20 protein-coding genes and 1 pseudogene are annotated in these 25,279 nt (G+C 63.5%); 12 read left to right on the top strand and 9 right to left on the bottom strand.

The features are described 5' to 3' along the window. Positions 1-16 precede the first annotated feature (16 nt). On the top strand, positions 17-1,003 hold the full coding sequence (locus HG250_RS11750; RefSeq protein WP_170005528.1) for a 2OG-Fe(II) oxygenase: 987 nt from the start codon (positions 17-19) through the stop codon (positions 1,001-1,003). 10 nt (positions 1,004-1,013) lie between these two features. On the opposite strand, the gene clpB is transcribed toward HG250_RS11750, so the two are convergent. Continuing rightward, positions 1,014-3,593, bottom strand: coding sequence for an ATP-dependent chaperone ClpB (gene clpB / locus HG250_RS11745; RefSeq protein WP_170005527.1), 2,580 nt, complete (start codon positions 3,591-3,593; stop codon positions 1,014-1,016). Here clpB and HG250_RS13140 point away from each other — a divergent pair. Continuing rightward, positions 3,495-4,346, top strand: a pseudogene (locus tag HG250_RS13140) (transposase); the annotation flags it as partial. The gene clpB and the pseudogene HG250_RS13140 sit on opposite strands and share 99 nt — an antisense overlap. Before the next feature lie 77 nt (positions 4,347-4,423). Here the strand turns inward: HG250_RS13140 and HG250_RS11735 are convergent. Further along, positions 4,424-5,035 (bottom strand): TetR/AcrR family transcriptional regulator, encoded by a 612-nt coding sequence (locus HG250_RS11735; protein ID WP_170005526.1) that lies wholly within the window; start codon positions 5,033-5,035, stop codon positions 4,424-4,426. A 96-nt stretch (positions 5,036-5,131) separates the two neighbouring features. Between HG250_RS11735 and HG250_RS11730 the strand changes: the two genes are divergently transcribed. The 5 genes from HG250_RS11730 (at position 5,132) to HG250_RS11710 (ending at position 14,625) form a co-directional block, all read left to right on the top strand. Next, positions 5,132-6,295, top strand: coding sequence for an efflux RND transporter periplasmic adaptor subunit (locus HG250_RS11730; RefSeq protein WP_170005525.1), 1,164 nt, complete (start codon positions 5,132-5,134; stop codon positions 6,293-6,295). Positions 6,296-6,297: 2 nt separating this feature from the next. Further along, positions 6,298-9,540: a multidrug efflux RND transporter permease subunit gene (locus HG250_RS11725; protein WP_170005524.1), complete on the top strand. Its 3,243-nt coding sequence runs from the start codon at positions 6,298-6,300 to the stop codon at positions 9,538-9,540. Further along, positions 9,537-10,967, top strand: coding sequence for an efflux transporter outer membrane subunit (locus HG250_RS11720; protein WP_170005523.1), 1,431 nt, complete (start codon positions 9,537-9,539; stop codon positions 10,965-10,967). The genes HG250_RS11725 and HG250_RS11720 overlap by 4 nt, the downstream gene beginning before the upstream one ends. A 336-nt stretch (positions 10,968-11,303) precedes the next feature. After that, positions 11,304-14,240, top strand: coding sequence for a M16 family metallopeptidase (locus HG250_RS11715; RefSeq protein ID WP_170005522.1), 2,937 nt, complete (start codon positions 11,304-11,306; stop codon positions 14,238-14,240). A 76-nt stretch (positions 14,241-14,316) separates the two neighbouring features. Continuing rightward, the gene (locus HG250_RS11710; protein ID WP_170005521.1) at positions 14,317-14,625 is read left to right on the top strand and encodes a hypothetical protein; all 309 of its coding nucleotides are present in this window, start codon (positions 14,317-14,319) and stop codon (positions 14,623-14,625) included. Positions 14,626-14,692: 67 nt separating this feature from the next. Here the strand turns inward: HG250_RS11710 and gatB are convergent, their stop codons facing one another. The 6 genes from gatB to rpsU form a co-directional block, all read right to left on the bottom strand. Then, positions 14,693-16,189, bottom strand: coding sequence for an Asp-tRNA(Asn)/Glu-tRNA(Gln) amidotransferase subunit GatB (gene gatB / locus HG250_RS11705; RefSeq protein ID WP_170005520.1), 1,497 nt, complete (start codon positions 16,187-16,189; stop codon positions 14,693-14,695). Between the two features lie 210 nt (positions 16,190-16,399). After that, positions 16,400-17,884: an Asp-tRNA(Asn)/Glu-tRNA(Gln) amidotransferase subunit GatA gene (gene gatA / locus HG250_RS11700; RefSeq protein WP_170005519.1), complete on the bottom strand. Its 1,485-nt coding sequence runs from the start codon at positions 17,882-17,884 to the stop codon at positions 16,400-16,402. Further along, positions 17,881-18,183 carry an Asp-tRNA(Asn)/Glu-tRNA(Gln) amidotransferase subunit GatC gene (gene gatC, locus HG250_RS11695; protein ID WP_170005518.1) on the bottom strand — a complete coding sequence of 101 codons (303 nt, stop codon included), beginning with the start codon at positions 18,181-18,183 and terminating at the stop codon, positions 17,881-17,883. Before gatC ends, gatA begins: the two co-directional genes overlap by 4 nt. A gap of 10 nt (positions 18,184-18,193) precedes the next feature. After that, entirely contained in the window at positions 18,194-20,029 is a 1,836-nt protein-coding gene (locus HG250_RS11690; protein WP_170005517.1) for a DUF4153 domain-containing protein, read from the bottom strand. 72 nt (positions 20,030-20,101) lie between these two features. After that, positions 20,102-20,671: an FKBP-type peptidyl-prolyl cis-trans isomerase gene (locus tag HG250_RS11685; RefSeq protein ID WP_170005516.1), complete on the bottom strand. Its 570-nt coding sequence runs from the start codon at positions 20,669-20,671 to the stop codon at positions 20,102-20,104. A 274-nt stretch (positions 20,672-20,945) separates the two neighbouring features. After that, positions 20,946-21,152 (bottom strand): 30S ribosomal protein S21, encoded by a 207-nt coding sequence (gene rpsU / locus HG250_RS11680; RefSeq protein WP_007011585.1) that lies wholly within the window; start codon positions 21,150-21,152, stop codon positions 20,946-20,948. 238 nt (positions 21,153-21,390) lie between these two features. On the opposite strand from rpsU, the gene crcB reads away from it, so the two are divergent. From crcB to HG250_RS11655, 5 genes are read left to right on the top strand one after another with little or no spacing between them, the layout of a single operon-like run. Then, positions 21,391-21,816 carry a fluoride efflux transporter CrcB gene (gene crcB, locus HG250_RS11675; protein ID WP_170005515.1) on the top strand — a complete coding sequence of 142 codons (426 nt, stop codon included), beginning with the start codon at positions 21,391-21,393 and terminating at the stop codon, positions 21,814-21,816. Positions 21,817-21,820: 4 nt separating this feature from the next. Next, positions 21,821-23,053 (top strand): RluA family pseudouridine synthase, encoded by a 1,233-nt coding sequence (locus HG250_RS11670; protein WP_170005514.1) that lies wholly within the window; start codon positions 21,821-21,823, stop codon positions 23,051-23,053. 6 nt (positions 23,054-23,059) lie between these two features. Further along, positions 23,060-23,719: an HAD-IA family hydrolase gene (locus tag HG250_RS11665; protein WP_170005513.1), complete on the top strand. Its 660-nt coding sequence runs from the start codon at positions 23,060-23,062 to the stop codon at positions 23,717-23,719. Next, positions 23,712-23,924: a hypothetical protein gene (locus HG250_RS11660; protein WP_170005512.1), complete on the top strand. Its 213-nt coding sequence runs from the start codon at positions 23,712-23,714 to the stop codon at positions 23,922-23,924. Before HG250_RS11665 ends, HG250_RS11660 begins: the two co-directional genes overlap by 8 nt. Continuing rightward, on the top strand, positions 23,921-24,628 hold the full coding sequence (locus HG250_RS11655) for an ATP12 family protein (RefSeq protein ID WP_170005511.1): 708 nt from the start codon (positions 23,921-23,923) through the stop codon (positions 24,626-24,628). Before HG250_RS11660 ends, HG250_RS11655 begins: the two co-directional genes overlap by 4 nt. A 31-nt stretch (positions 24,629-24,659) precedes the next feature. Here the strand turns inward: HG250_RS11655 and HG250_RS11650 are convergent, their stop codons facing one another. Then, positions 24,660-25,250 (bottom strand): ABC-type transport auxiliary lipoprotein family protein, encoded by a 591-nt coding sequence (locus tag HG250_RS11650; RefSeq protein WP_170005510.1) that lies wholly within the window; start codon positions 25,248-25,250, stop codon positions 24,660-24,662. Positions 25,251-25,279: the final 29 nt, after the last annotated feature.

Here is a 25,279-nt window from a genome sequence, read left to right as displayed (position 1 = left end):
ATGATGGTCTCAACAGATGACCGATGATCCTCGATCCGCTCTCGCGCAAAATGCCCTAGCTCTCACACAGTCGCGGGGCATCACGGTTGCTTATCGTGCACTCGAGGAAGCTGCCCGAAAGGGAAGTGCCTTCGCATTCGGCATCTTAGGCGATTGGCGGATGTCCGGAGCCCTCATCCGGCGCGATCTCACTTTGGCAAGAGAAGCTTACCGCTCCGCCGGCGCACTTGGCGATGAATTTTCCCGCGCTGCATACATGGCTCTTCTGATGAATGGCGCGGGAGGGCGTAGAGATTGGCCCGAGGTTCTTCGCTACCTTGCTGTTGATCCGAAGCACGAACAAGAATTAGCTATCATAAAACAGATGCAATTGGATGCGGAGGGAGAACCGCAATCTGTTTCTTCGGCAGAGATACTGGATAATGAAGGCCTGGTACACTGTTTCCGAAGCTTCTTAAGCAGAAAAGAGTGCGAACATCTGGTCAATCTCGCCAAACCCACGCTTCAGCCTTCCCTGATTGTTGACCCTGAAACTGGTCACATGGTGGCAAATCCCATCCGTTCGTCGGAAGCCACTTCGTTTCCATTTGTAGCAGAGACGGCAGCTCTGCACGCAATAAATCGGAGGATCGCCTTTGCCTCGAAGACGCAGGTGGAACAGGCAGAGCCCACTCAAATCTTACATTATCGCGAGAAGCAGGAATACCGCTTGCATCTGGATGCACTTCCAAAAGGCACGTCCAATCAACGCCTCATCACGTTCCTGATTTACTTGAACAATAGCTATACCGGCGGCGAAACTGTCTTTCCTGAGCTTGACCTCTCCTTTCGTGGATCGACGGGAGATGCGATCATGTTCCGAAATTTGCGGGCAGACGAGTTACCGGATTCGCGCCTGGTTCACGCCGGATCACCCGTCCTCCGTGGGCAAAAATACCTGCTGTCCAAATGGGTCAGGGTTCAGCCACTCGATTTGAGCGGCCCGCCAGGCCGGCCATTCTGAACAGTTTTAATCAGTCGACCGCCATCTCCAGCTCGCCATCACCTTCATCGACATGCACTTTGCTGCCGTCGGGTATTTCACCGGCCAGCAGCCTGTCGGCCAGCGGATCCTGGACGTAACGCTGCACCGCGCGCTTCAATGGCCTTGCGCCATAGACGGGATCGTAGCCGACCCGGCCCAGCCAGCGCCGCGCCGCATCGGTCAGTTCCAGCTCGATCTTGCGGTCCTTCAGCAGCTTCTGCACGCGGCCAAGCTGGATGTCGACGATCGGCGCCATGTGTTCGGCCGCCAGGCGGTGGAACAGGATGATCTCATCCAGCCGGTTCAGGAATTCGGGCCTGAAATGCGCGCGCACCACATCCATCACCTGAGGCTCGACATCGGAGACGCTCTGCCCCTCCTCCAGATTGGTAAGGTACTGGCTGCCGAGATTGGATGTCAGGATGATCAGCGTATTGGAAAAATCGACCACCCTGCCCTGCCCATCGGTCAGCCTGCCATCATCCAGCACCTGCAACAGTACGTTGAATACATCGGCATGCGCCTTCTCAACCTCGTCGAACAGCACGACCTGATAGGGCCGCCGCCGTACCGCTTCGGTCAGCACGCCGCCCTCTTCATAGCCGACATAGCCCGGAGGCGCACCGATCAGCCGCGCCACGGCATGCTTCTCCATGAATTCGCTCATGTCGATACGGACCATCGCCGAATCGTCATCGAACAGGAAGCCAGCCAGCGCCTTGGTCAGTTCGGTCTTGCCGACACCGGTGGGGCCGAGGAACAGGAACGATCCGAGGGGCCGGTTTGGATCCTGCAATCCGGCCCGCGCCCGGCGAACGGCCTTGGACACGGCCTCTACCGCCTGCGACTGGCCGATGACGCGCTTGCCCAGGATCTGCTCCATATCGAGCAGCTTCTCACGCTCGCCTTCCAGCATCTTTTCCATGGGCACGCCCGTCCAGCGGGAAACCACGCCGGCAATATCGTCCTCGGTCACTTCCTCGCGCAGAAGCGCGTTTTCAGTTTGTCCCTGCGCGGCCTCCAGTTCCTTCTCGAGTTGCGGAATGCGCCCGTAGGACAGCTCGCCCGCGCGGGCGAGATCGCCTTCGCGCTGCGCCTGTTCCAGTTCAAGCCGCGCCTGGTCCAGCTGTTCCTTCAGCCGGCCCTCGGCCGCGATCTTGTCGCGCTCCGTCTGCCAGCGCGCGGTCAGTTCGGAGGATTTCTGTTCGAGATTGGCCAGTTCCTCGCGCAAGGTTTCGAGCCGGTCGCGCGAAGCCTCGTCGCTTTCCTTCGCGAGCGCCGATTCCTCGATCTTCAACTGGATGATGCGGCGGTCGAGCTGCTCGATCTCCTCGGGCTTGCTTTCCACTTCCATGCGAATGCGGCTGGCCGCCTCGTCCATCAGGTCGATTGCCTTGTCGGGCAGGAAGCGATTGGCGATATAGCGGTGCGACAATTGGGCCGCCGCGACGATCGCGCCGTCGGTTATCCGCACGCCGTGATGCAGTTCGTATTTGTCCTTGATCCCGCGCAGGATCGACACGGTGTCCTCCACGCTGGGTTCGTTGATGAATACAGGTTGGAACCGGCGCTGCAGGGCCGGATCCTTCTCGACATATTTCTGATATTCATCCAGCGTGGTGGCGCCGATGCAGTGCAGTTCACCGCGTGAGAGCGCAGGTTTCAGCAGATTGCTGGCATCCATCGAACCTTCGGAAGCGCCCGCGCCGATCAGCGTGTGCATTTCATCGATGAACAGGATGATCTGCCCGCCCGCGCCCTTCACCTCGTCGAGCACGGCCTTCAGCCGTTCCTCGAACTCGCCGCGATATTTCGCGCCGGCGATCAAGGCGCCCATGTCGAGGCTCATCAGCGTGCGGCCCTTCAGACTGTCGGGCACGTCGCCATTGGCGATGCGCAGCGCCAGCCCTTCGGCAATGGCGGTCTTGCCGGTGCCGGGTTCGCCGATCAGCGCCGGGTTGTTCTTGGTGCGGCGAGCGAGGATCTGGACCGTGCGGCGAATTTCCTCGTCACGCCCGATCACCGGGTCGAGCTTGCCGTCGCGCGCGGCCTGCGTCAGGTCGCGGGCGTATTTCTCCATCGCATCATAGGCTTCCTCGGCGCTGGCGGTATCCGCCTTGCGTCCGCCGCGCAGTTCCTCGATGGCATCGTTCAGCGCCGCGGGCGTCACCTGCCCGGTGGTGAGCGCCTTGCCCGCATCGGTCGTGCTGGCCAGCGCGAGCGCGATCAACAGCCGTTCTACGGTAACATAGCTGTCGCCCGCCTTGTCGGCGACCTGTTCGGCCTGGTCGAGCACGCGCACGGCGTCATTGTCGAGGCCCGGCGTCGCCTGTGCGCCGCTGCCCGAGACGGCGGGTATCCTGGCGAGCGCGGCGTCGACCTCGCCTTCGACCGTGCGGGGGTTGCCGCCCGCGCGGGCGATCAGGCCGCTGGCCATGCCCTCTGCATCTTCGACCATGGCTTTCAGAAGATGCGACGGCGTGATCCGCTGGTGGTTCATGCGTATGGCGACAGTCTGGGCCGCCTGCAGGAAGCCTTTCGCCCGATCGGTAAATTTTTCCAGATTCATTCGCGGTTCCTCGCTGTGTTACATATGCAAGATGGTGTTGCATATTTACAACTCAAGGGGTGCGTGCACTGTGCAGCCCGTGCCCGTGTCGCGGGCAAAGGGGAAACGCGGCAAAGGGCCGCTGGGTCCAGCGTCTTTCGCTGCCGCGCCGTTTTTGCCTTCTCATGTACGCTCGGCCGGGGCGAATTTCCCCGGAAGCCCGTTCCCTTTCCCATGGCCCGGGACTGTGCGTCGGCGAGGTCGCGGCGCTCAAGGTGCGCGATATCGATAGCAAGCGCATGCTGCTCAGGATCGAACATGGCAAGGGTGGGCGCTCTCGCAATGCCATGCTGCCCGAAGGTCTGCTCGTGCTGCTGCGCGAGTGGTGGCGCGCGGGGCGGCAGCAGGGTGTGCTGCGTGCCGATGGCTTGCTCTTCCCAGGTCGCGACGCCATGTTGCCGATCAGCACGCGGCAAGCTCTGCTCTACAAGCTGCTGTTCAAGACCGCCTCGCAGACCAGGCTCACCATCGTCGTGCATTCCTGCGTCACCTCGCGCCGGTCCGCAAGAAGCGCTGGTGGTCTATGCCAAGCCGCCGTGCGCCGGTCCCGAGGCTGTACTCACCTATCTCTCGCGCTACACCCACCGGGTCGCCATCTCGAACAGTCGCCTCCTGCGGCTCGACGAGCATGGGGTCACGTTCCGCTACAGGGACTATCGTCGCTGCGCACCAGACCGGCAGCAGGTCATGACGCTCAGCCCCGACGAGTTCATCCGCCGCTTCCTATCGGCCGCTTGGTGGAACCTCCAATCATGGCACCTGTCTGCTCGACATCGGACTTTGCCGGGGTACTACCCTGCCAAAGCAGCCCCGCGCAGGAAGAAATCGGTTCGCATCGCTAGTCTTGTTGCCGAAGTCTGTCCCGCGATACCGTGGCTGATGGCTTCGGTTTGCAGGTCGCTGATGATGAGGCTGAGGAAGATTTCGGCCAGTATTTCCGGCTCGCCCTCCATCGCCACGCCTCCCTCAGCCCATTGTACAAGGATGCGCTCCAGCGCCTCTCGCGTGCGCATGGCGGTCGTTTCGAAGAACCGCCGGGCAAATGCCGGATCCTTGATGCTGCGGGCGATCACGAGCCGGACGAGAGCCACTTCGCGCGGGTCGAGGAACCGGGCATGCAGGGCTGCTGCAATCAGGCGCAAGGTCTGCGCGGGAGGTTCGTTTTCAGAGGCGATCTCGCGGATGAGGCTTTCGCCGGATGTGGTCCGGTCGAAAACGACGGCATCCAGCAAACCTTCCTTGTTCCCGAAGAGCTTGTAGACCGTCGCCAGAGAGCCGCCCGCCCGTTCGACGATATTGCTGAGTGTCGTGCGTTCATAACCCTGATCTATAAACAGATCGAGCGCGGCGTCGATGATTGCGCGCCGGCGGCGGTCCAGCCGATCGAGTTCGAGTTGTTCCATGCTTCCCACAATTCCACGAACAAGCCTTGCGCGCCAGTGATGTAATATCTATTACATCTTCGCACTTGCACAATAAATCGAGAAAGCTTGCCCCCGATGCGCTCCTTCGCAGGTATTTTTGTCAGTCTTTTGCTCGCATCCTGTTCCGCGCCGGAGGAAGCGCCCGCGCCGCAACCGGTTCCGGTCAGGACAGTGACAATTGGCAGCGAAGCCATCCCTAATGTGATCGAATTGCCGGGCCGGGTCGAGCCGGTGCGGGAGGCCGAGGTCCGCGCCAGGGTCACCGGCATCGTGCAGGAGCGCCTTTATGAGGAAGGAACCGACGTCCGTGAGGGACAGCCTCTTTTCCGCATCGATCCGCGCGAACTCCAGGCTGGTTCGGCCCAGATCCAAGCCAGTCTCGAACGCGCCCGCGCGACGGAGGCGAATGCCCGCGCAGTTGTGGAACGTTACCGGCCGCTCGTCGCCGAAAATGCGATCAGCGGGCAGGAATACGATGCCGCCGTCGCTGCGGCTCGCGAGGCGTCGGCCAACGTCGCCCAGATCCGCGCACAGCTCGACGCCGCATCTTTGCAGCTGGGCTACACGACCGTTCGCGCGCCGATATCCGGACGGGCCGGCCGGGCGCAGGTTACCGAAGGTGCGCTGGTCAGCCAGGTCGAAGGCACGCTGCTGACGGAAATCGAACAAATTTCGCCTGTCTATGTCAGCTTCGCCCAATCAGCGAGCGAGGTTCTGGCCGTTCGACGCGCAATCGCGGCGGGCGAGCTCGAGCTTGGCGAGGACGAAAGAGTCGAGGTGCGCCTCACATTCTCGGACGGAACGGAATATCCGATCCCAGGCTATATCGACTTCCTCGATTTTTCGGTCGATCAGGAAACCGGCACCGTCGAATTGCGCGCCGAATTTCCCAATCCCTCCGGCCTTCTTCTGCCCGGCGAATTCGTGCGGGCGAAGATCTACGCAGGGCAGGTCAGTAGCGGTATCGCTGTGCCTCAACGAGCGGTGACCGTGAACGAGAACGGCGGATCGGTATTCGTCGTCGACCGCCAAGGCACGGCGGCGCTTCGCCAGGTCGAGCTCGGCGCGACGGTGAACGGCCGCTGGGTAATCGAAAGCGGCCTGCGCCCCGGCGATGTGGTCATCGTCAGCAATCTGCAGAAGATCAGGCCGGGCGTTCCGGTGACCAGGGCAGATGTGCCAACGGGGCGCACCGCGCCGACTCCTGCAAGCCGCACCTCCGCCAACAAGGGCCAGTAGGCATGGCTCGCTTCTTCATCGACCGCCCGATCTTTGCCTGGGTGATCTCAATTGGCATCCTGCTGGCAGGCGTCATTGCCCTGCGCGGGCTGCCGATCGAGCAGTACCCGCAAGTGGCCCCGCCTTCGCTCACCATCAGCGTCGTCTATCCCGGCGCGGATGCAGAGACGCTGGAGCAGAATGTCACGCAGGTCATCGAGCAACAGCTGAATGGAGTCGAAGGCTTCCTCTACATGTCGTCGAGTAGCCAATCGAACGGCACTGCCTCGATCACGCTTACCTTCGAGGCCGGAACCGATATCGACGTCGCCCAGACCGAGGTTCAGAACCGCCTGAGCACGGTCGAGGCTCGCCTGCCGGAAGAGGTCAGACGACAAGGCATTACCGTGCGCCAGGCCAATAGTGGCTTCCTGATGATCGTCGCCCTGACATCTGAAACGGGCGCTTTGTCCACGACGGACCTAGGTAACATCGCATCAACCCAGGTGGTTGATGAACTGCGCCGCGTGCAGGGCGTGGGCGACATTACGCTGTTCGGGTCGCAATATGCCATGCGGATATGGCTCGATCCTGAAGCGCTCGCCTCCTACCGTCTTTCGCCGAGCGACGTGCTGGGAGCGATCCGCGAACAGAACAGTCAGACCGCTGGCGGAGCAATCGGCGCCCTGCCGATCGTGGACGGGCAGCAGATTACGGCCACCATCTCAACCGAAGGCCGCTTCACCATGGTGCAGGAGTTCGAGAATATTATCCTGCGCGCCAGCACCGGCGCGGCTGTCGTCAGGCTGGGCGAGGTCGCACGCGTGGAGATCGGGGCGCAAAATTACGCCACGTCCACGACGCTGAACGGGCAACCGATGGCCGGCATGGCCGTGCAACTGGCGACCGGCGCAAATGCTCTGGCAGCGGCAGAAGGTATTCGCGAGCGGATGGACGAGATTGAGACCGGCCTGCCCGCCGGGGTCGACTGGTCGGTCCCCTACGACACGACCCCTTTCGTCCAGACCTCGGTCGAGGAAGTGGTGAAGACTCTGGTCGAGGCAATGATCCTCGTCTTCCTCGTCATGTTCCTGTTCCTGCAGAACTGGCGGGCGACTCTCATTCCAACCTTGGTCGTGCCCATCGCCCTTGCCGGGGCGTGCCTTGGCCTGTGGCTGTTCGGCTTCACGATCAATGTCCTGTCGCTGTTCGGCATGGTGCTGGCCATCGGCATCCTTGTCGATGACGCCATCGTCGTGATCGAGAATGTCGAACGCATCATGCGCGAGGAAGGCCTTTCTCCGCTGGAGGCGACGCGCAAGGCAATGGACCAGATCACCGGTGCGATCATCGGCATCACATTGGTGCTGATCGCCGTCTTCGTACCAATGGCCTTTTTCCCTGGGTCGACCGGCGGCATCTATAGGCAGTTCTCGGTCACGCTCGCGATTTCGATCTTCTTCTCCGCCGTGCTGGCGCTTTCATTAACGCCTGCTTTGTGCGCGACCTTCCTCAAGCCGATGGCACATGGCCCCGATGAAGAAGATGTTGATGCCGCGGACGACGCGCCGCCTGCGCAAAGGCAGCCCGGCTGGCGCGGCGGCCTCGCCCGAGCGGGGACCATCGCCGCCAGAGGGTTCGCCCGTTTTAACCACTGGTTCGCGAAAATGACGCGGAAGTACGGCCGGGCGAACGATGCGCTGCTGTCGCGTCCGATCCGCACCTTCGGCATCTTTCTCGCACTCGGGGCGGTGACGCTGCTGCTGTTCATGCGGATGCCGACGGCGTTTCTGCCGACGGAAGACCAAGGGTTCCTCATCACCGCCGTCCAGGCGCCTCCTGGTGCCACGGTCGAACGCACGAACGAGGCGCTGGAACCGATCACGAAATACTGGATGGAGCAGGAGGAGGTTTCCGACCTCGTCGTCATTCGCGGTTTCAGCTTCTTCGGTCAGGGCCAGAACAATGCCCTGATGTTCGCAACGTTCAAGCCGTGGGAAGAACGTGCCGAGGCAGAGAACGCTGCGGAGGCCGTGCTCGGCCGGGCCATGGGCGTCTTCTCACAAATCGAGGGAGCCATTGCTTTCGTCATCCAGCCGCCGGCCATCCAGTCGCTGGGGCAGGCGAGCGGCTTCACGCTCAAGCTTCAGGATCGCGGCGGGCTCGGGCGGGAAGCGCTTGTAGCGGCGCGCGACGAAATGCTGGGCGCGGCATCGCAGAGCCCCCTGATTGCCAATCTGCGACCTGAGGATCAGGGCCCCAGCCCTGAAATGGAAGTCTCCATCGACAGGGTGCAGGCACGTGCTCTCGGCCTGTCGCTGGCCGAAATCAACGCAGCGCTGTCGATCAATTTCGGTTCGGCATATGCCAACGACTTCAACCGGGAGGGGCGTGTGCTGCAGGTGCTGGTTCAGGCCGATGCACCTTACCGCATGCAACCGAAGGACGTGCTCGCGCTACGCATTCCGAACCAGCAGGGCGAACTCGTGCCTTTCAGCGCCTTTGCGGAAGCGGAATGGTCTGCCGCACCCGGCAGTCTGGCGCGTTACAATGGCTATCCCGCCATGACCCTTTCGGGAATGGCGGCTCCGGGAGAATCGTCTGGCGCGGCGCTGGAGGAAATGGAACGGCTCGCCAGCCGGTTGCCGCAGGGGATCGGCTTTGAATGGACAGGCATCTCGTATGAGGAGAAGCAGGCTGGGGGGCAGATCGTCCTCCTGCTCGGCCTGTCGCTGGTAGTTGTGTTCCTGTTGCTCGCTGCGATGTATGAAAGCTGGGCCGTTCCGCTGGCGGTGCTGCTGATCGTGCCGATGGGCGTGCTCGGCGCGGTACTGTTCTCGATGCTGCGTGGCCTTTCGGCGGATGTCTATTTCAATGTCGGGCTCATCACGATCATCGGCCTTGCGGCGAAGAATGCAATCCTGATCGTCGAATTCGCCATCGAGGAGGAGGAACGGGGGAAGCCAGTCCTCGAAGCTGTGAAGACCGCTGCCCGGCTCCGCTTGCGGCCGATCATCATGACATCGCTCGCCTTCACCATGGGCATGGTCCCGCTGGTGTTTTCGAGCGGCGCGGGTGCGGCAAGCCGTATCGCGGTCGGTACCGGTGTGATGGGGGGAATGATCGCTGCCACCGCGATCGGCATCTTCATCATACCTGCACTCTATCTGCTGGTGCGGCAGCGCCTGAGTTCGAAGGAACCGGTCGCGGCCGGTCATAGGGATGAACAGATTGACACGCTGCCCGGAGAGGAACCGGCCACATGAAGCGCATCATTTCACTGGCGACGCTTGGCACCTTGCTGGTTGGCTGCACCAACCTGGCACCCCCGGCGGAGCTTCGCGACCTGCCGATCGCGCCTGCATATCCGGATTCGCTCCGCCCCGACGGCGGGGTGGTCGCATCCAGCCTCACCTATCGCGAATGGTTCGTCGATCCGCGCCTCGAAGTGCTCATCGCTGCGGCCCTGGCGAACAACAGGAACCTCGTTGCGGCAACCGCGCGCATCGCACAGGCGCGCGCGCGTTACCGGATCGAGGACAGCCGCGATCTGCCGGTCGTAGTCGCGAATGGATCGGCCATCCGGTCCCGCCAGCCGCTGGCCGCGCCGCCAAGCGCAGATTCGCCCGGCACGCGAAGCGGTGCGGCTAACTTCAACCGCTTCGGTGTCGGCGTGGGGGTCAGCGCGTTCGAACTGGATTTCTGGGGCCGCCTCGACAATCTGGAGGAAGCCGCGCGGGCCGAATATCTCGCGACCATCGCGGCACAACGGGCGTTTTATCTGTCGCTGATCGCCGAGACCGCGACCACCTATTACGAGATCGTCGAAACGCAGGAACAGATCGCTCTTGCCGAAGCGACGGCCGAAAGCAGGCGGGAAGGCCTGCGCATTGCGCGGCTGCGGCTGAATGCGGGCGTCACCTCGGCCCTGCCCTTCCGCCAAGCAGAAACCCTGCTGACGCAGGCGGAACAGCAGCTTGCTGTCCAACGGCTGGCCCTGGCGCGACTGCAGAACCGGCTGGCCGTTCTGGTCGGCGGAACCATACCCGAAGAACTGCCGCCGGGCCTGACGCTGGCCGGACAGGGTAACGAAGCGCGGCTCGACGCGAACATGCCGTCCGAACTCCTGCTGGTACGCCCCGACATCATCGCGGCAGAAGAGCAACTGCGCGCGGCTCGCGCCAACATCGGCGCTGCGCGGGCGGCATTCTTTCCCACGATCTCGCTGACCGGCAATGCGGGCCTGACCTCGGACGGGCTGACCGGGCTGTTTGGCACCGACGGATTGGGCTGGAGTTTCGGTCCATCGATCAGCCTGCCGATTTTCGACGGCGGCGCGCGTCAGGGACGGCTTGCCCTGGCAGAAGCTATCGCGGTCGAGGAAGTCGCGGATTACGACCTTGCTATTCAGACTGCCTTTCGCGAGGTAGCCGATGCGCTTGCGGGGCGGCGATACCTGGCCGAGCAGATCGAAACACTGGAAGCAGCCATCGCCGCACAGGAGCGGATCGCCCGTATCGCACGGCTGCGCTACCGCGAAGGCGTTGCCGATTATCTGGAAGTCCTCGATGCTGAGCGCAATCTGTTCGCCGCGCAGCAGCAATTGCTGGCGACGCGCAGCGCCTGGCTGCAGAACCGCGCCCTGTTGTTCGTCGCGCTGGGCGGCGGTTTTGAACGACCTCTGCAGCCGTAGAAGCTCTGCCAGTTCGTCATTCCGAAAGAATCATGCCAGCGAAGCTGATCATCGGCTAATCACCGGTATAATCCTTAGGGGCAATGCTGGACCTGCCTTGGCAAGTCCTGGACCGTAGCACGAACCCGCTTCGCGGGATGGATGCTTGTGGTGAGGGTGATGTAGAATGACGGACGTAGCGTCTGGTCTGAGAGAGGCAGACGATCGTGACTCCTTCAACCAAGGCCGCGTAACGAAAAATAGTGACGGGTCTTTGACCATCGGGTAATTTCGCGGGGAGAAAAACGGCTGCGGATAATGCAGGCCGTTTGAAAAACTGAAATGCTGGGGGAAAACATGAAGCTACGTCTCGCCGGAACCAGCCTGCTGGCCCTGTCCCTTGCCGCCTGTGCCAGTGTGCCGGGCGCCGATGCATCCCGCGCCGGCATGGCCGATCCGCTGGCGTCCGCCGCCCCCGCGATCGCTGCGGAGCCCGCCCCCGTAGAAGCGCTGATCGACGAGGTCTCGATCCCCTACGACCGCTTTACTCTGGATAACGGCCTCACGGTTCTCGTCCATGAGGACCGCAAGGCACCGGTGGTGGCGTTGTCCGTCTGGTATGGCGTGGGATCGAAGCACGAACCGCGCGGCAAGACCGGCTTTGCCCATCTGTTCGAACATCTGATGTTCAATGGCAGCGAAAATGCGCCGGGCGATTTCTTCGAACCGCTGCAACAGGTCGGCGCCACGGATTTCAACGGAACGACATGGTTCGACCGCACGAATTACTTCGAGACGGTGCCGACCGGCGCGCTCGACCGGGCGCTGATGCTGGAGTCGGACCGCATGGGCTATCTGCTCGGCGCGGTGACGCAGGAGAAGCTGGATAACCAGATCGGCGTGGTCCAGAACGAGAAGCGGCAGGGCGACAACCAGCCATACGGCCTCGTCGAATATGAACAGCTGGAGACGCTGTATCCTTCCGGCCACCCCTATCACCATTCGACCATCGGTTCGATGGACGACCTTTCCTCCGCCACGCTGGACGATGTGAAGGACTGGTTCCGCGACCATTACGGCCCCAACAACGCCATCCTGGTGCTGGCCGGCGATATCGACACGGCCACGGCCCGTGCCAAGGTGAACAAATGGTTCGGCGCAATCCCGCGCGGGCCGGAAATCCAGCCCGTTGCCGCACCTGTGCCGACCCTGCCCGCACCGGTGGACAAGGTGATATACGACCAGGTGGCGACGCCGCGCGTCTACCGGATGTGGGCGATACCGGGTCTCGACAACGACGAATATCTGCCGGTCACGATGGGTGCCACGGTCCTTGGCGGCCTCGCCAGTTCGCGACTGGACAATGCGCTGGTGCGCGAGCAGCAGCTTGCCGTCCGCGTCGTGGCGCAGGCGGGCATATATGCACAGGCAGGGCAGCTCGTCGTCTATGCCGATGCGAAGCCGGGTGTGGAAAGGGAGATGCTGGCGGCGGCCCTCGATGCCGAGATCGCGAAATTCATCGCCGAAGGGCCGACGGAAAGCGAATTGCAGCGCGCCGTCACCACCTATACCGCCGGGCAGATCCGCGGTCTGGAGAGCGTCGGCGGCTTTGGCGGCAAGGCGCCTACTCTCGCCGAAGGGCTGCTCTATTCCGGCGACCCGGCGGAATATCAGGATGTTCTTCGCCGGGCTGCGGCCATGACCCCGCAGCAGGTCGAAACCGTGTTCGGCAAATGGGCCTCGCGCCCGGCCTTCCGCCTGGTCGTCGAACCGGGCACGCGGAAGGAAGGCGGCGAGGATCGCGGCGGCTTTTTCACCGCCGAGCCGGGCAGCGGCCTCAATTCCCCGGCATGGTTCATGGACCCGGCCCTGGCTTCTGCACTGTCGCCTGCGCTGGGGATGCAGGCCGCAGCGTCGGTTGCCGAGGCTGACCGGTCGCAGCTGCCGCCGATGCAGGAACTGAAGCCTCTCGACTTCCCCGACATCGAACGAGCCACGCTGTCTAACGGCATGGAGGTATATTTCGCCCGGCGCGATGCGGTGCCGCTGGTGACAGCGCGGGTCAGCTTCGATGCCGGCTATGCCGCCGATCCTCGCAACCAGCTCGGCGTGCAGTCGCTGATGCTGCAGGTGATGGACGAAGGCACGCAGACGCTCGATTCCGAAGCGCTGGCGATTGCCAAGGAACGCCTTGGCGCGAATATCGGCGGCTTTGCCGATGTCGACACCACCAGTTTCAGCCTCGACGCGCTGACGCCCAATCTGGCGCAGAGTTTCGCCCTGCTGGCCGATTACATCCGCAATCCCGCCTTCGATCCGGCGGAACTGGAGCGGGTCCGAACGCAGCAATTGACGCGTATCCGCAACGAGATGAACAATCCCGGCGCGATTGCCCAGCGGGCGCTGGCGCCGATCCTGTTCGGCCAGCATCCCTACGGCATTCCGCCCAGCGGCACCGGCGATCCGGCCATTGTCGAACGGCTGTCCCGCGCGGATGTCGCCAATTTCCACAGCACCTGGCTGCGGCCCGACCGGGCGCGCATCTATGTCGTCGGCGATACGACCCTGCCCGAAGTGACCCGGCTGCTGGAGGCATCCTTCGGCGGCTGGCGCGCACCTGCCACGCCTGCTCCGCAGAAGAATCTCGATGCCGCAGTGCCGGTGCAGCAATCGCGGATCATCCTGATCGACCGGCCGGAAAGCCCGCAAAGCACGATCCTTGGCGGACGCGTTCTCGACCGCAGGGGCACCGACGATCTGACGCTGCTCGATTCCGCCAATGAAGTGTTCGGCGGCAGCTTCCTGAGCCGGATCAACATGAACCTGCGCGAGACGAAGGGCTGGTCCTATGGCGTGCGCAGCATCGTGCAGTCACCCCTGGATCGCAGCAGCTTCCTGATCTACGCGCCCGTCCAGGCCGACAGGACCGGCGATTCCATCGTGGAATTGCGGAAGGATCTGGCAAGCTACACCGATGGACAGGGCGTGACCGGGGCCGAACTGACCCGCCTTATCAACGGCAATGTGCGAGAACTGCCCGGCCGCTTCGAAACGTCGCAGGACGTTCTTGGCGGCATCGTGGACATCGTCACCTACGACCGCGCAGACGATTATTACGAGACGCTGGCCAATCGGTACGGCACGCTCACGCCGCAGCAGCTCGATGCAGAAGCGGCCGCGACCCTGCGGGGTGACGATCTGGTCTTCGTGGTGGTTGGCGACGCGAAAACGGTGCGGCCGCAACTCGAAGCGCTTGGCCTGCCGATCGAAATGCGCACGATGGAAGGGAACTGAGCGCGCGCGCACCTGTTGACATTCATGTAAGCAAGGCCCGATGAATGGGCCGGCAATCTAGAAAATGGAGTTATCTATGTCCGTAGCCGGAACTTACGAATGCGTCACCAAGAGCCCGATGGGCGACCAGAAGAGCACCTTTACCGTCGTACCCGGCGATGATGGCAAGACCTTCACCGGCACGAACGCCGGCCAGATGGGCAGCATGGAAGTCGAGGACGGCAAGATCGTCGGCGACGACAAGCTCACCTGGAAGATGAACATGACGGTGCCGATGCCGATGACGCTCGATTGCGAAGCGACGGTGAATGGCGATCAGCTGACCGGCAATGTTAACGCAGGTGCCTTTGGCTCCATGCCGATGACCGGCGAACGCAAGGGCTGAAGCCAGCGCCTTTGAGAATGTCAGGCCCGTCGGAGCGATCCGGCGGGCCTTTTCGTGGAAAGGCCAGTCAGCCCAGTTTCTGCTTCAGCAATTCGTTGATGACCTGCGGATTGGCCTTGCCCTGCATCGCCTTCATCACCTGGCCGACGAAGAAGCCGAACAATTTGTCCTTGCCGCCGCGATATTGCTCGACCTTGTCCGGATTGGCTTCCAGCACCTTGTCGATTTCCGCCTCGATCGCGCCCGTGTCGCTTTCCTGCTTCAATCCTTCGCGCTCGACAATTGCAGTCGCCCCGTCACCCGTTTCCAGCATAAATTCGAGCACCTGCTTGGCGATGGAGCCGGAAATCGTGCCCTCACCCACCAGCGCCAGCAATTCGGCGCCGGCCTTGGGGCTGACGGGTGAGGCGTCCAGCGATGCGCCGATCTTGTTGAGAGCGCCCAGCAGCTCGGACATCAGCCAGTTCGCCGCCTGCTTCGCGACGTCCTTTTCCGGCTTGCCCTGCGCGGCCGCGGTTTCGCCGAGCAGTTCCTCGAACCAGCGGGCGGTCTCGACCTCGGCGGTGAGCGCATTGGCATTATAAGCGGACAGGCCCAGTTCGCCTTCATAACGCGCGCGCTTGGCATCGGGCAGTTCGGGCAGGCTGTTCCGGCATTCGGCGAGAAAACCGTCGTCCAGTTCCAGCGGCAGCAGATCAGGATCGGGAAAATAGCGGTAATCATGCGCATCTTCCTTGCTGCGCATGGACCGGGTCTCGTTCCGGTCGGGATCGTAGAGCCGGGTTTCCTGCACCACCGCGCCGCCATCCTCGATCAGATCGACCTGCCGCCGCGCCTCCGATTCGATGACCGCCATGACGAAGCGCACCGAATTGACGTTCTTCGTCTCCGTCCTTGTGCCCAGCTCCTCACCCGGCTTGCGGACCGAGACATTGACGTCCGCCCGCATGGATCCTTCCTCCATATTGCCGTCGCATGACCCGACGTAGCGCAGGATGGAGCGCAATTTGCGGACATAGGCGCCCGCTTCGGCAGGCGAGGTCAGATCGGGGCGGCTGACGATTTCCATCAGCGCCACGCCCGACCGGTTGAGATCGACATAGGACATGGTCGGGTGCTGATCGTGCATCAGCTTGCCCGCATCCTGTTCGACATGGATGCGCTCGATACCGATGCGCCTCGCTTCGGGAATGCCGGCTTTTTCATCGGCATCGATGGTCAGCGCGCCCTCGCCCACCAGCGGGTGATAGAGCTGGCTGATCTGATAGCCCTGCGGCAGATCGGCATAGAAGTAATTCTTGCGGTCGAAACGCGACCATCTGTTGATCTGAGCGTCGATGGCCATGCCCGTGCGTACAGCCTGCCGGATACATTCGCGGTTCACAACCGGCAGCATCCCCGGCATGGCTGCATCCACCAGGCTGACCTGGGTGTTGGGCTCCGCTCCGAATTGCGTGGCGGCGGAGGAGAACAGCTTGGCCTGGCTGGTGACCTGCGCATGCACTTCGAGGCCGATCACGACCTCCCATTCGCCGGTTTCGCCCTGAATACGATAATTGCTCATGGATGGGCGCGATAAGGGGCGGACCGCCCGCTGCCAAGCATTTTACGCGTCCTGTCGGCACTACCGTTCCCGCACCGTGCCCCGGCGCTTCCAACGAACGGCCCCATGGCATTACCTGCGCCGCCGCTTATCTGATATCAGCCGGTCTGGCCGGGTTCGTGGAAGGCCAGGAGGATGATCTCCAGCGGAAGGCGCGGGATATCACCCAGTTCACGCCCACCATTTTTCGGGCTGCGCCGTGAAGCCCGCCCGCGCCTCTATCGCGCGGCCAGCGTCGAGCACGCCCTGTTCGTCCAGTTCCTTGCCGATGATCTGCAGACCGAGCGGCAGCCCTTGCGCGTTCAGCCCGCAAGGGACGCTCATGGCAGGGAGGCCCGCCAGGCTGGCAGGCACCGCGAAAACGTCGTTCAGATACATCGCCAGCGGAACGTCGCTCTTCTCGCCCAGCGGGAAGGCGGCGCTGGGAGTCGTGGGTGCAAGGATTATTTCACACTGGTCCCATGCCTCGGCAAAATCGCGCGCGATCAGCGTCCGTACCTTCTGCGCCTGCGTGTAATAGGCGTCATAGAATCCCGCGCTCAGCACATAGGTGCCGATCAGCACCCGGCGCTTCACCTCGTCGCCGAAACCGGCGGCGCGGGTGGCGGCATACATGTCCTGCAGGCCCGCCCCTGCGGGCAATTCGCGCAAGCCGTAGCGGACGCCGTCATAGCGGGCCAGATTGCTGGAGGCTTCTGCCGGGGCGATGATGTAATAGGCGGGCAGCGCATGTTTCGTATGCGGCAGGCTGATGTCGACGATCTCGGCACCGGCGTCGCGGAGCATCGCCTTGCCCTGCTCCCAGCTCGCCTCGATCTCGGGATCCATGCCCTCCATCCGGTATTCGCGGGGGATACCGACGCGCTTGCCCTTCAGATCGGCCGAAAGGGTGCCCTCCCAATCGGGCACGGGCAGGTCGAGGCTGGTGGAATCCTTGGCGTCGAAGCCCGCCATCGCGCCCAGCATGATGGCGCAATCGCGCACATCGCGCGCCATCGGTCCCGCCTGGTCGAGGCTGGAGGCGAATGCTACCGTTCCCCAGCGGCTGCACCGCCCATAGGTCGGCTTGATGCCGCAGATACCGGCGAAAGCAGCGGGCTGGCGGATCGATCCGCCGGTGTCGGTGCCGGTAGCGGCGGGCACAAGACGCGCGGCGACGGCGGCGCTGGAACCGCCGCTCGACCCGCCCGGCGTCAGCGCCACATCGCTGCCGTTCCGCCGCCAGGGGTTGACGACATTGCCGAAAAAGCTCGTCTCGTTGCTCGACCCCATGGCGAACTGGTCGAGGTTGAGCTTGCCCAGCATCCCCGCCCCGGCGCTCCACAGATTGTGCGACACGGTGCTTTCATATTCGGGCACGAAGCCTTCGAGGATGTGGCTGGCCGCCGTGGTCCGCACGCCGCGGGTCGCGAACAGATCCTTCATCCCGATCGGTACGCCGGCCATCGCGCCCAGATCCTTGCCGGCAGCGCGGTCTACATCGACCAGCGCGGCATGACGCGCGGCGACCTCGGGTGTCGGGGTGATGAAAGCGTTCAGCGAGGTTGCCCCCGCCACCGCTTCGTTGAAAGCATCGGCCACCTCGGCAGCGGTGAAGTCGCCGCCGCGCACGCCGTCGCGGATCTGTGCGACGCCCAGTTCGGTAAGTTCGGTCATTCGATCACCTTGGGTACGGCGAAGAAGCCGTGTTCGGCATCGGGAGCGTTCGCCAGCACCCTCTCACGCATGTTGCCGCCGGTCAGCGGATCGGCATCGACGACATCGGCGCGAAGGCGCAGCGCATTGGCGATGACGGCGGTCATCGGCTCGACATTCGCCGTATCCACCTCGCCAAGCTGTTCCACCCAGTCGAGGATGTTGTTGAGTTCGGGAACCATGCGGTCAAGCTCGGCATCGCCCATGCTGATCCGCGCCAGCGATGCGATCTTCGCGACCTGAGATTTATCTACGGACATGGCAATCGCGTTAGCGAGGGGCGCCGCCTGCTTCAAGCGGGGTTTTCGGCGGATAGGCGAAGGGTTCTCCGAGGGGCCTGCCATCCTGATAGATCTGCCGGCCGACATAGGGGCGCAATGCGACGGCTTTTCCCGGCTCGGCCGCTTCAGGGGGGTGCGCCGGTTCGCCGGTCAAATAGCCGTTGCCGATTTCCGGGACGAGGAAGCGATCGCCCGGACCGACCACCAGATGAGTGATCCCGAAGGTGCTTACCAGCACGAGATGCGTGCCACCCCCTGGCCACGACCCGACGGCCTGCACCCGGCACTTCGTCTCGCAATGATAGCGCAATTGGCCGTTGATTTGCCGGCGAACCCTGTCCTGCAAAGCTGCGTCCTCAACCCCGGTGATGATGATTTCACCCTGCTGCCGGATACCCCCGTCGAAAGCGGGCGCAGGCTCGACAACCTGGGCCAGGGCTTCCTTTGCCGAACTCGCCACGCTGGCGGCCTTGCTGTTCGCCAGAAGCTGCAGGGCTTCTCTTCCGCTGTCGCCGAAATCCCAGCGCAAGGCGGTGAAATCGAACTCGCCGGGCGTGACCTCGCCACCCTGCAATCGCGCAACCTGCTGCCTTGCCGCAATGGCACCGAAGTCGATCAGCGGCAGCGACAGCAAAAAGGCCAGCGCGCAGATCGCCGCGGCCAGCACCAGATTTGCATGACGTATGGCGGCTCGCCAGCTTGCAAATCGAGAGAGGCGGGCGAGCGGCCATGCAGCGGCATAGGCGATACCGTAAGCGACGCCGACAGCAATGGCGACGAGCGACCAGAGTCGTTCCGGCGTCAATCCGTGCTGCGCGATCCGCATGCCTGACGAAATCGCCGCGAAAATTGTCAGCGGCAGAATAAAGAGCGCCAGCAGCAAGGCCGCCCATCGCACCACGCACGAAGAACGCATCGCATGGTCGGCATCCCTGATGATCGCATTGACGAGAATGAAGCTGCCCGCCGCCAGCGCCAGCAGGATGGGCGTGGCGCTGCTGGTGGCGGCCCAGAGCACGCCCGGACCCGAAACCAGCATGGCAGCCAGGAACAGGACGAGAGCCACGGCCACCGGAACCGCAAGCAGCGAGAACAGCAGCAGCACCACGCCTTGCAAGGTGCCAAGCACCGGGGATTCGCCGCGCAACCGGCCGAGCGCGGCGCCGAAGGCAGCGCCGGACAGGGTCCACCCAAACCAGTCGCGCTGCATCAGATCGACGATCAGATCGATGCCGAGAAGCGCGAATAATTGACCGATCAGCAACAGGACCAGCCATGTCAGGGCGGTGAATGCCAGCGCGCCAGCGGCCCCGATCGCATCGGTCCAGACGAAATGATGGGTTTGCGCGTAGGAGGTGGACAGGCGCTTCCGGTGAAATCCGGCCTGAAAGAGCGGCAACGCCAGCCCGATGCAGAGCAGGCCGGCAGTAAAGATGAAGGCTTCCCCTGCCAGCGCATCGGACTGGTCGGAGATCCGCCAGGCCAGTCCGCCCATTACGGCGCCGGTCAGCACAGCGAAGATTGCAGGTTCGCGCCACTGGCCGCGTTGCAGCGTGAAGGCTGCCGCCAGCGAACCGAAGGCGACGAATGCGGCAGACGCAAGCCGCCACGCCTCATCATCGGCTCCATCGGCCTTGTCGGTCAGCGCCCAGACCAGAAACCCGGCAAGCGCGAGGAGTCCGGCCAGTACCCATTCCAGCGCTGGCCAGTTTTCGACCCCGGCACCCGCTGACGCTGGCAACTCGTCCGTGGGAGCTGCGGGCTCAGGCGTAATTGATCGGGACGCTGCAGGGTCGGACGGCGCTTCGTCGGGGCGACTGTTCACTTGCCTGTCTCCCGCCTATTTTCCGGTTCAGTTCTGCGGCGTTCAGTTCTGCGGCGTTCAGTTCTGCGGCGTTCAGTTCTGCGGCAGGGGCACGACGGGCGGCGCTCCGGCGGGAGCGCTTGGCATCCCCCCGGGCATCTTGCCCTGCATCTGCATCATCTGTTCCATCGCGCGCATCCGCTGTTCAAAATCGGTGCGCGAGATGAAGTCGATCAGTTCGACTTCGAACAGGAGGGTGCTGTTCGCGGGAATACGCACTTCGCCGCTGGCGGGATCGAGCTTCTCTTCTTCGCCATACCCCAGTTCTGCGGGAATTTCGATCAGATAGGTGCCGCCCTTCTGCATCTTCTGCGCGCCTTCGGTGAAGCCGGGGATCATGCCCTCGAGCGGCAGCGGCGCCTGTTCGGCCTGGTCGAATATCTCGCCATTGGCCAGCTTGCCCACGTAATTCACCAGCACGACATCGTCTTCCGCCGGGCTGGGACCGGTGCCGGGAGCGATCGTCGTCACTTCCACGCCATCGGGCACGGTGGCCCACGCGACGCCCGCAGCCAGCAGAACGGCCAGCACGACCGCGATCCACAATTTGGGGAGCGTTCCCCGGTCGACGGGCTGGATCGGTACGCGGGTGACTTCGGTCATGATCTATCCTGAAATTGGCCCTGGCGGACGACGAACGGGTGGACCCAAAAAGAAAATAAGATGCTCAAGCGAAAGGGCGCGAAAATATTTTCCGCGCCCTGATGGCTCATCACTGCATGGCTTTCAAGCGAATCGAGGTTTCAAAGCGAATCTACATGCCCGGTCTGACTGCGCATGATCCGTCTGCCAAACCAGCGGCGCAGCGGCGCAGCGGCATCCATCACGCGTCGGACCGCTGACGGAAGGGGCACGGGCAGCGCAGAACCGCGCCAGCTTACTTGACGCCGTCGCGTTCCATCCGCTTGCGCTCCAGCTTGCGGGCACGGCGAACGGCAGCAGCCTTTTCACGGGCGCGCTTTTCGCTGGGCTTTTCGTAATGGCGGCGCAGTTTCATTTCGCGATAGACGCCTTCGCGCTGCAGCTTCTTCTTGAGCGCGCGGAGGGCTTGATCGACATTGTTATCGCGAACCATGATCTGCATAAATTACAAAACCTTACAGCAGGGCAGCAGAGCCCGCGCCAAATGCGGGAATGCGCCCATATCTAGACGAAAATACGTGTCCCCGCATCAACGGGAACCGCGCCGAATCCTGTGCGGACCGACTGGAACTGCGCCGTGTGTAGCTTTTCTTGACATGATTTGCAAGCGTCGCGGCCCGGCCCCGCCATTGCAACCCTGCCTTTGCAAGCGGCCCCATGGCGCGTAAGGGGCAGGCACCATGTCCGCTTCCGCTCAATCCATCGGCCCCCTGTCGGCCAGCCTTCACGTCGGTCTTGGCGGTGCGATCGGCGCCGTCCTGCGCTACCAGGTCGGCAAGATCATGGATGCTCCCGCCGCTGCGTCCTCTTTTCCCTGGGCGACGCTGACCGTCAATGTCCTGGGGTCGCTCGTCATGGGATTGCTGTTCGGCTGGCTCGCCCGTGGTGACTCGGCAAATGTGGGTGCCGAACCGGTCCGCCTGCTGCTCGGCGTCGGATTGCTGGGCGGTTTCACGACATTCTCGACCTTCAGTCTCGAGATGATGGTAATGGTGGAACGCGGGCAGCCCGCTCTCGCCATGTTCTATGCCGCGTTCAGCATCGTGGCGGGACTTGCCGGTCTCTACCTCGGGCTGGCGCTGGCAAGAATGCTTGGACAAGGATGATGGCATGAGCAGGATCGAACCCGCCGACACCGTGCGGCAATTCCGCATTGCCAGGGATGATGACGATATTCGCGTCGACCGCTGGTTCAAGCGCAATCTGCCGCAGGTGTCCTTCGCGATGGTGTCGCGCTGGGCGCGGACCGGGCAGATCCGCGTGGATGGCAAGCGGGTAAAGGTCGACGATCGCCTCGTATCGGGTCAGACGCTGCGGGTGCCGCCCGGCGGCGATACCCCGCCCGGTGGTGCTGCCCCCAGGCGCGTGTTGACCGACGCCGATATTGCCGCGGCGGAAGCGATGGTGATCGAACAGGACCGCGCCGCCATCCTTCTGAACAAGCCGCCGGGTCTCGCCACGCAGGGCGGCACCGGCACGCATCACCATGTCGACGGGCTGCTGGACGCCTTCGCCGGGCCGAACGGCCCGCGCCCGCGCCTCGTCCACCGGCTGGACAAGGATACCAGCGGCGTGCTCCTGATCGCGCGAACGCCGGGCAGCGCCGCTTTCTTCTCGAAGCGGTTTTCAGGCCGTTCCGCCCGCAAGGTCTATTGGGCGCTGGTCGTCGGCGTTCCCGACGTGGCCAATGGCATCATCGAGGCGAAGCTGGCGAAGCAGCCCGGCACCGGCGGCGAGAAGATGCATGTGGACGAGGAAAACGGCCAGAGCGCCAAGACCCGCTACCGCATCGTCGAACGGGCGGGAAACAGTGCCGCCTGGGTCGAACTGGAACCGTTTACCGGCCGCACGCACCAGTTGCGCGTCCACATGGCGGCGATCGGCCACCCCATCGTCGGGGACGGGAAATATGGCGGGCAGGATGCCTTCCTCACCGGGTCGATCAGCCGCAAGATGCATCTTCATGCAAGGCGGCTGATCATCGACCATCCCGATGGCGACATGATCGACGCGGTGGCCGATCTGCCGGAACATTTTGCCGCCAGCATGGAACAGCTGGGCTTCGACCCCAGCCTCAGCGACGCGCAGCCCGAAACCGGGCCGCCCCCGCCGGGCAAGGCGGAACGCAAGCAGGCCGCGCGTCAGCATGCCAAGCAGATCCGGAAAGGGCGGCGAGGCGAACGGCGCGGACGGGCCGAGGGAAAGACACCGGTGCGAAAGCCGCTGGCGAAAACAGGAGCGGCAAGGGGCAAGCCTGCCGGGAACGGGAAGAGCAATGGCGGCAGGCGCACGGGCAGTCCGGGCGGTAAGCCTTCGCGGCCGGGCGGCGGCAAGGGGCGTTAGACAGGCATGGGTCACAAACTGGCCGTATTCGATTGTGACGGAACCCTGGTGGACGGGCAGGCAGCCATCTGCGCCGCAATGGACGTGGCCTTTGCGGACGCAGGCCTGCCGCTACCCGATCACCACCGGGTTCGCCGCATCGTCGGACTGAGCCTACCCGGTGCCATAAGGCTGCTTGCACCGGATGCATCAGCGGAGACCCAGGTCGCAGTGGTGGAAGGCTACAAGCAGGCTTTCCGCAGCAGCCGGCAGGCGGGACAGCTGGAGGAGCCGCTGTTCCCAGGCATACGGGACCTTGTAGCGGGCTTGCGCCGCGATGGCTGGGCCGTGGCCGTTGCCACCGGCAAATCCGAACGCGGGCTCGCCTCCTGCCTCGACGTGCATGGCATGGGCGACTGGTTCATCTCGCTGCAGACCGCCGATCGCCATCCGTCCAAACCCGATCCGGCAATGCTGCACGCGGCCATGGCGGATGCGGCAACGGATTTCAGCACCACGGCGATGATCGGCGACACCACCTTCGACATGGAGATGGCGGCGAATGCCGGGGTCCGCGCAATCGGCGTTGCGTGGGGATATCACGAAGCTGCGGAACTGCGGGAAGCCGGGGCCATCGCCGTGGCAGACGACGCGAACATGCTGGGCAGGTTGCTGCGCGATGCATGATGCACCACGTGATCCGGCGGTCGCCCGGTTCTGGATACTTCAGGCGCTGCGCCTGTTCGGAATCGTCATGGTCGTGCTCGGCATCGTCATCATAGCGGGCAGGCTGCGTGTGGACCAGGGGCTTGGCTATATGCTCTTCGTACTCGGCGCGATGGAGTTCTTCCTGTTCCCCGCCCTGCTCGCCCGCTGGTGGAAGAAGGAATGAAGCGTTTCTACCGCAAGGTCGGGGTAATCCCCGCTGCTGCCGATAATGGTGCCGGCTGGCAGGTAGTGCTGGACGGGCGGGAGGTGCGTACGCAAGCCGGAAATCCGCAGGTGATCCCGGCATTGCCGCTGGCCGAAGCCCTGGCGGCGGAGTGGTGGGACCAAGGTGAGGACATCGACCCGCGCGCCTTTCCTTTGCGCGACATGGTCGACCACGCGATCGATATCGTCCGCGCCGTGTCGGAGCAGTCGGTTGCGACCGTGCTTTCCTTTGCCGAAACCGATACGCTGATCTATCGCGCCGATCCCGAAGACGCCCTGTTTGCGGAACAGCGACGCGTGTGGGAACCGCTGGTCACGGCGCTGGAGAAGCGCGAGGGCGTTGCCATGCCGCGCGTGTCCGGTATCGTGCACCGCGCACTTGCCCCGGCAACGAAGGCGCATTTACAGAAGCGCCTGTCAGAGCAGGACGAGTTCACGCTGACGGGTCTGCACAATCTTGCCTCCCTTGCGGCTTCGCTCACGGTTGCGCTCGCAGTCGCCGAAGGCGAGGTGCCAGCAGAAGCGGCCTGGCAAGCCGCGGAGCTTGAAAGCGACTGGCAAGCCGGCCTGTGGGGCCGCGACCCGGAAGCCGAAGCGCGCGATGCGTCCCGGCGCGCAGGGTTCCTGCAGGCGGCCAGGTTCCTGCGCCTGCTGCGCAGCTAGGCCGCCGATCGGACGCAATCAGCGGCGACGATTACCGGATCCAGTCGGCCACCTGAGTCGCCACATCATTCGCCGCCAGATTCAGCGCCGCACCGACCGGTGCAGCCTCGGGCGCGATGGCGGAAACCACACTTTCGAAGCGCCGGGTCTGGATCGCCTCGCCCTCGATCTCCCAGATGGCATCATATCGCACCATGACGGTCTGCGTTCGCGCATCATAGCCGAATTCCCGAATCGCGCCGCGAAGAAGAACCTGCGGCATGATCGACGATTCCTCGGTATCGACAACGATCCGGCCCGACCTCTGGCGGATGGTTTCGGCCAGCAGGTTCTGGAACAGGCGCGCTGGACGTTCGACCCAGGTGGCATCTTCCAGATAAGCGACATTCGTGTCGTCGATCTGGACCGGCACGCGGTTGACCGCAAGTCGCTGCGGGGCCGTCGGTTCCTTCACCGCAATGGCACTTTCCGCCGTCCCGGTGCTGATCGCCCCTGGGGTCGCCACGGTAACTGGCGTCAGCGTCAGCAGGCTTTCGGGCACATCCGGCCCGAAACTGATGCACCCCGCCAGTGCCAGAGATCCGGCGATTGCCATGAGCGATGTTCTTGCGTGACGGATCATTCGTCGTGTCCTGTTCGTGGCATTGCCGG

Origin of the sequence: Pseudopontixanthobacter vadosimaris (genome assembly GCF_012979275.1) — a bacterium.
Taxonomy (GTDB): Bacteria; Pseudomonadota; Alphaproteobacteria; order Sphingomonadales; family Sphingomonadaceae; genus Pseudopontixanthobacter; species Pseudopontixanthobacter vadosimaris.
This window is presented reverse-complemented; position numbering and strand designations above follow the sequence as displayed.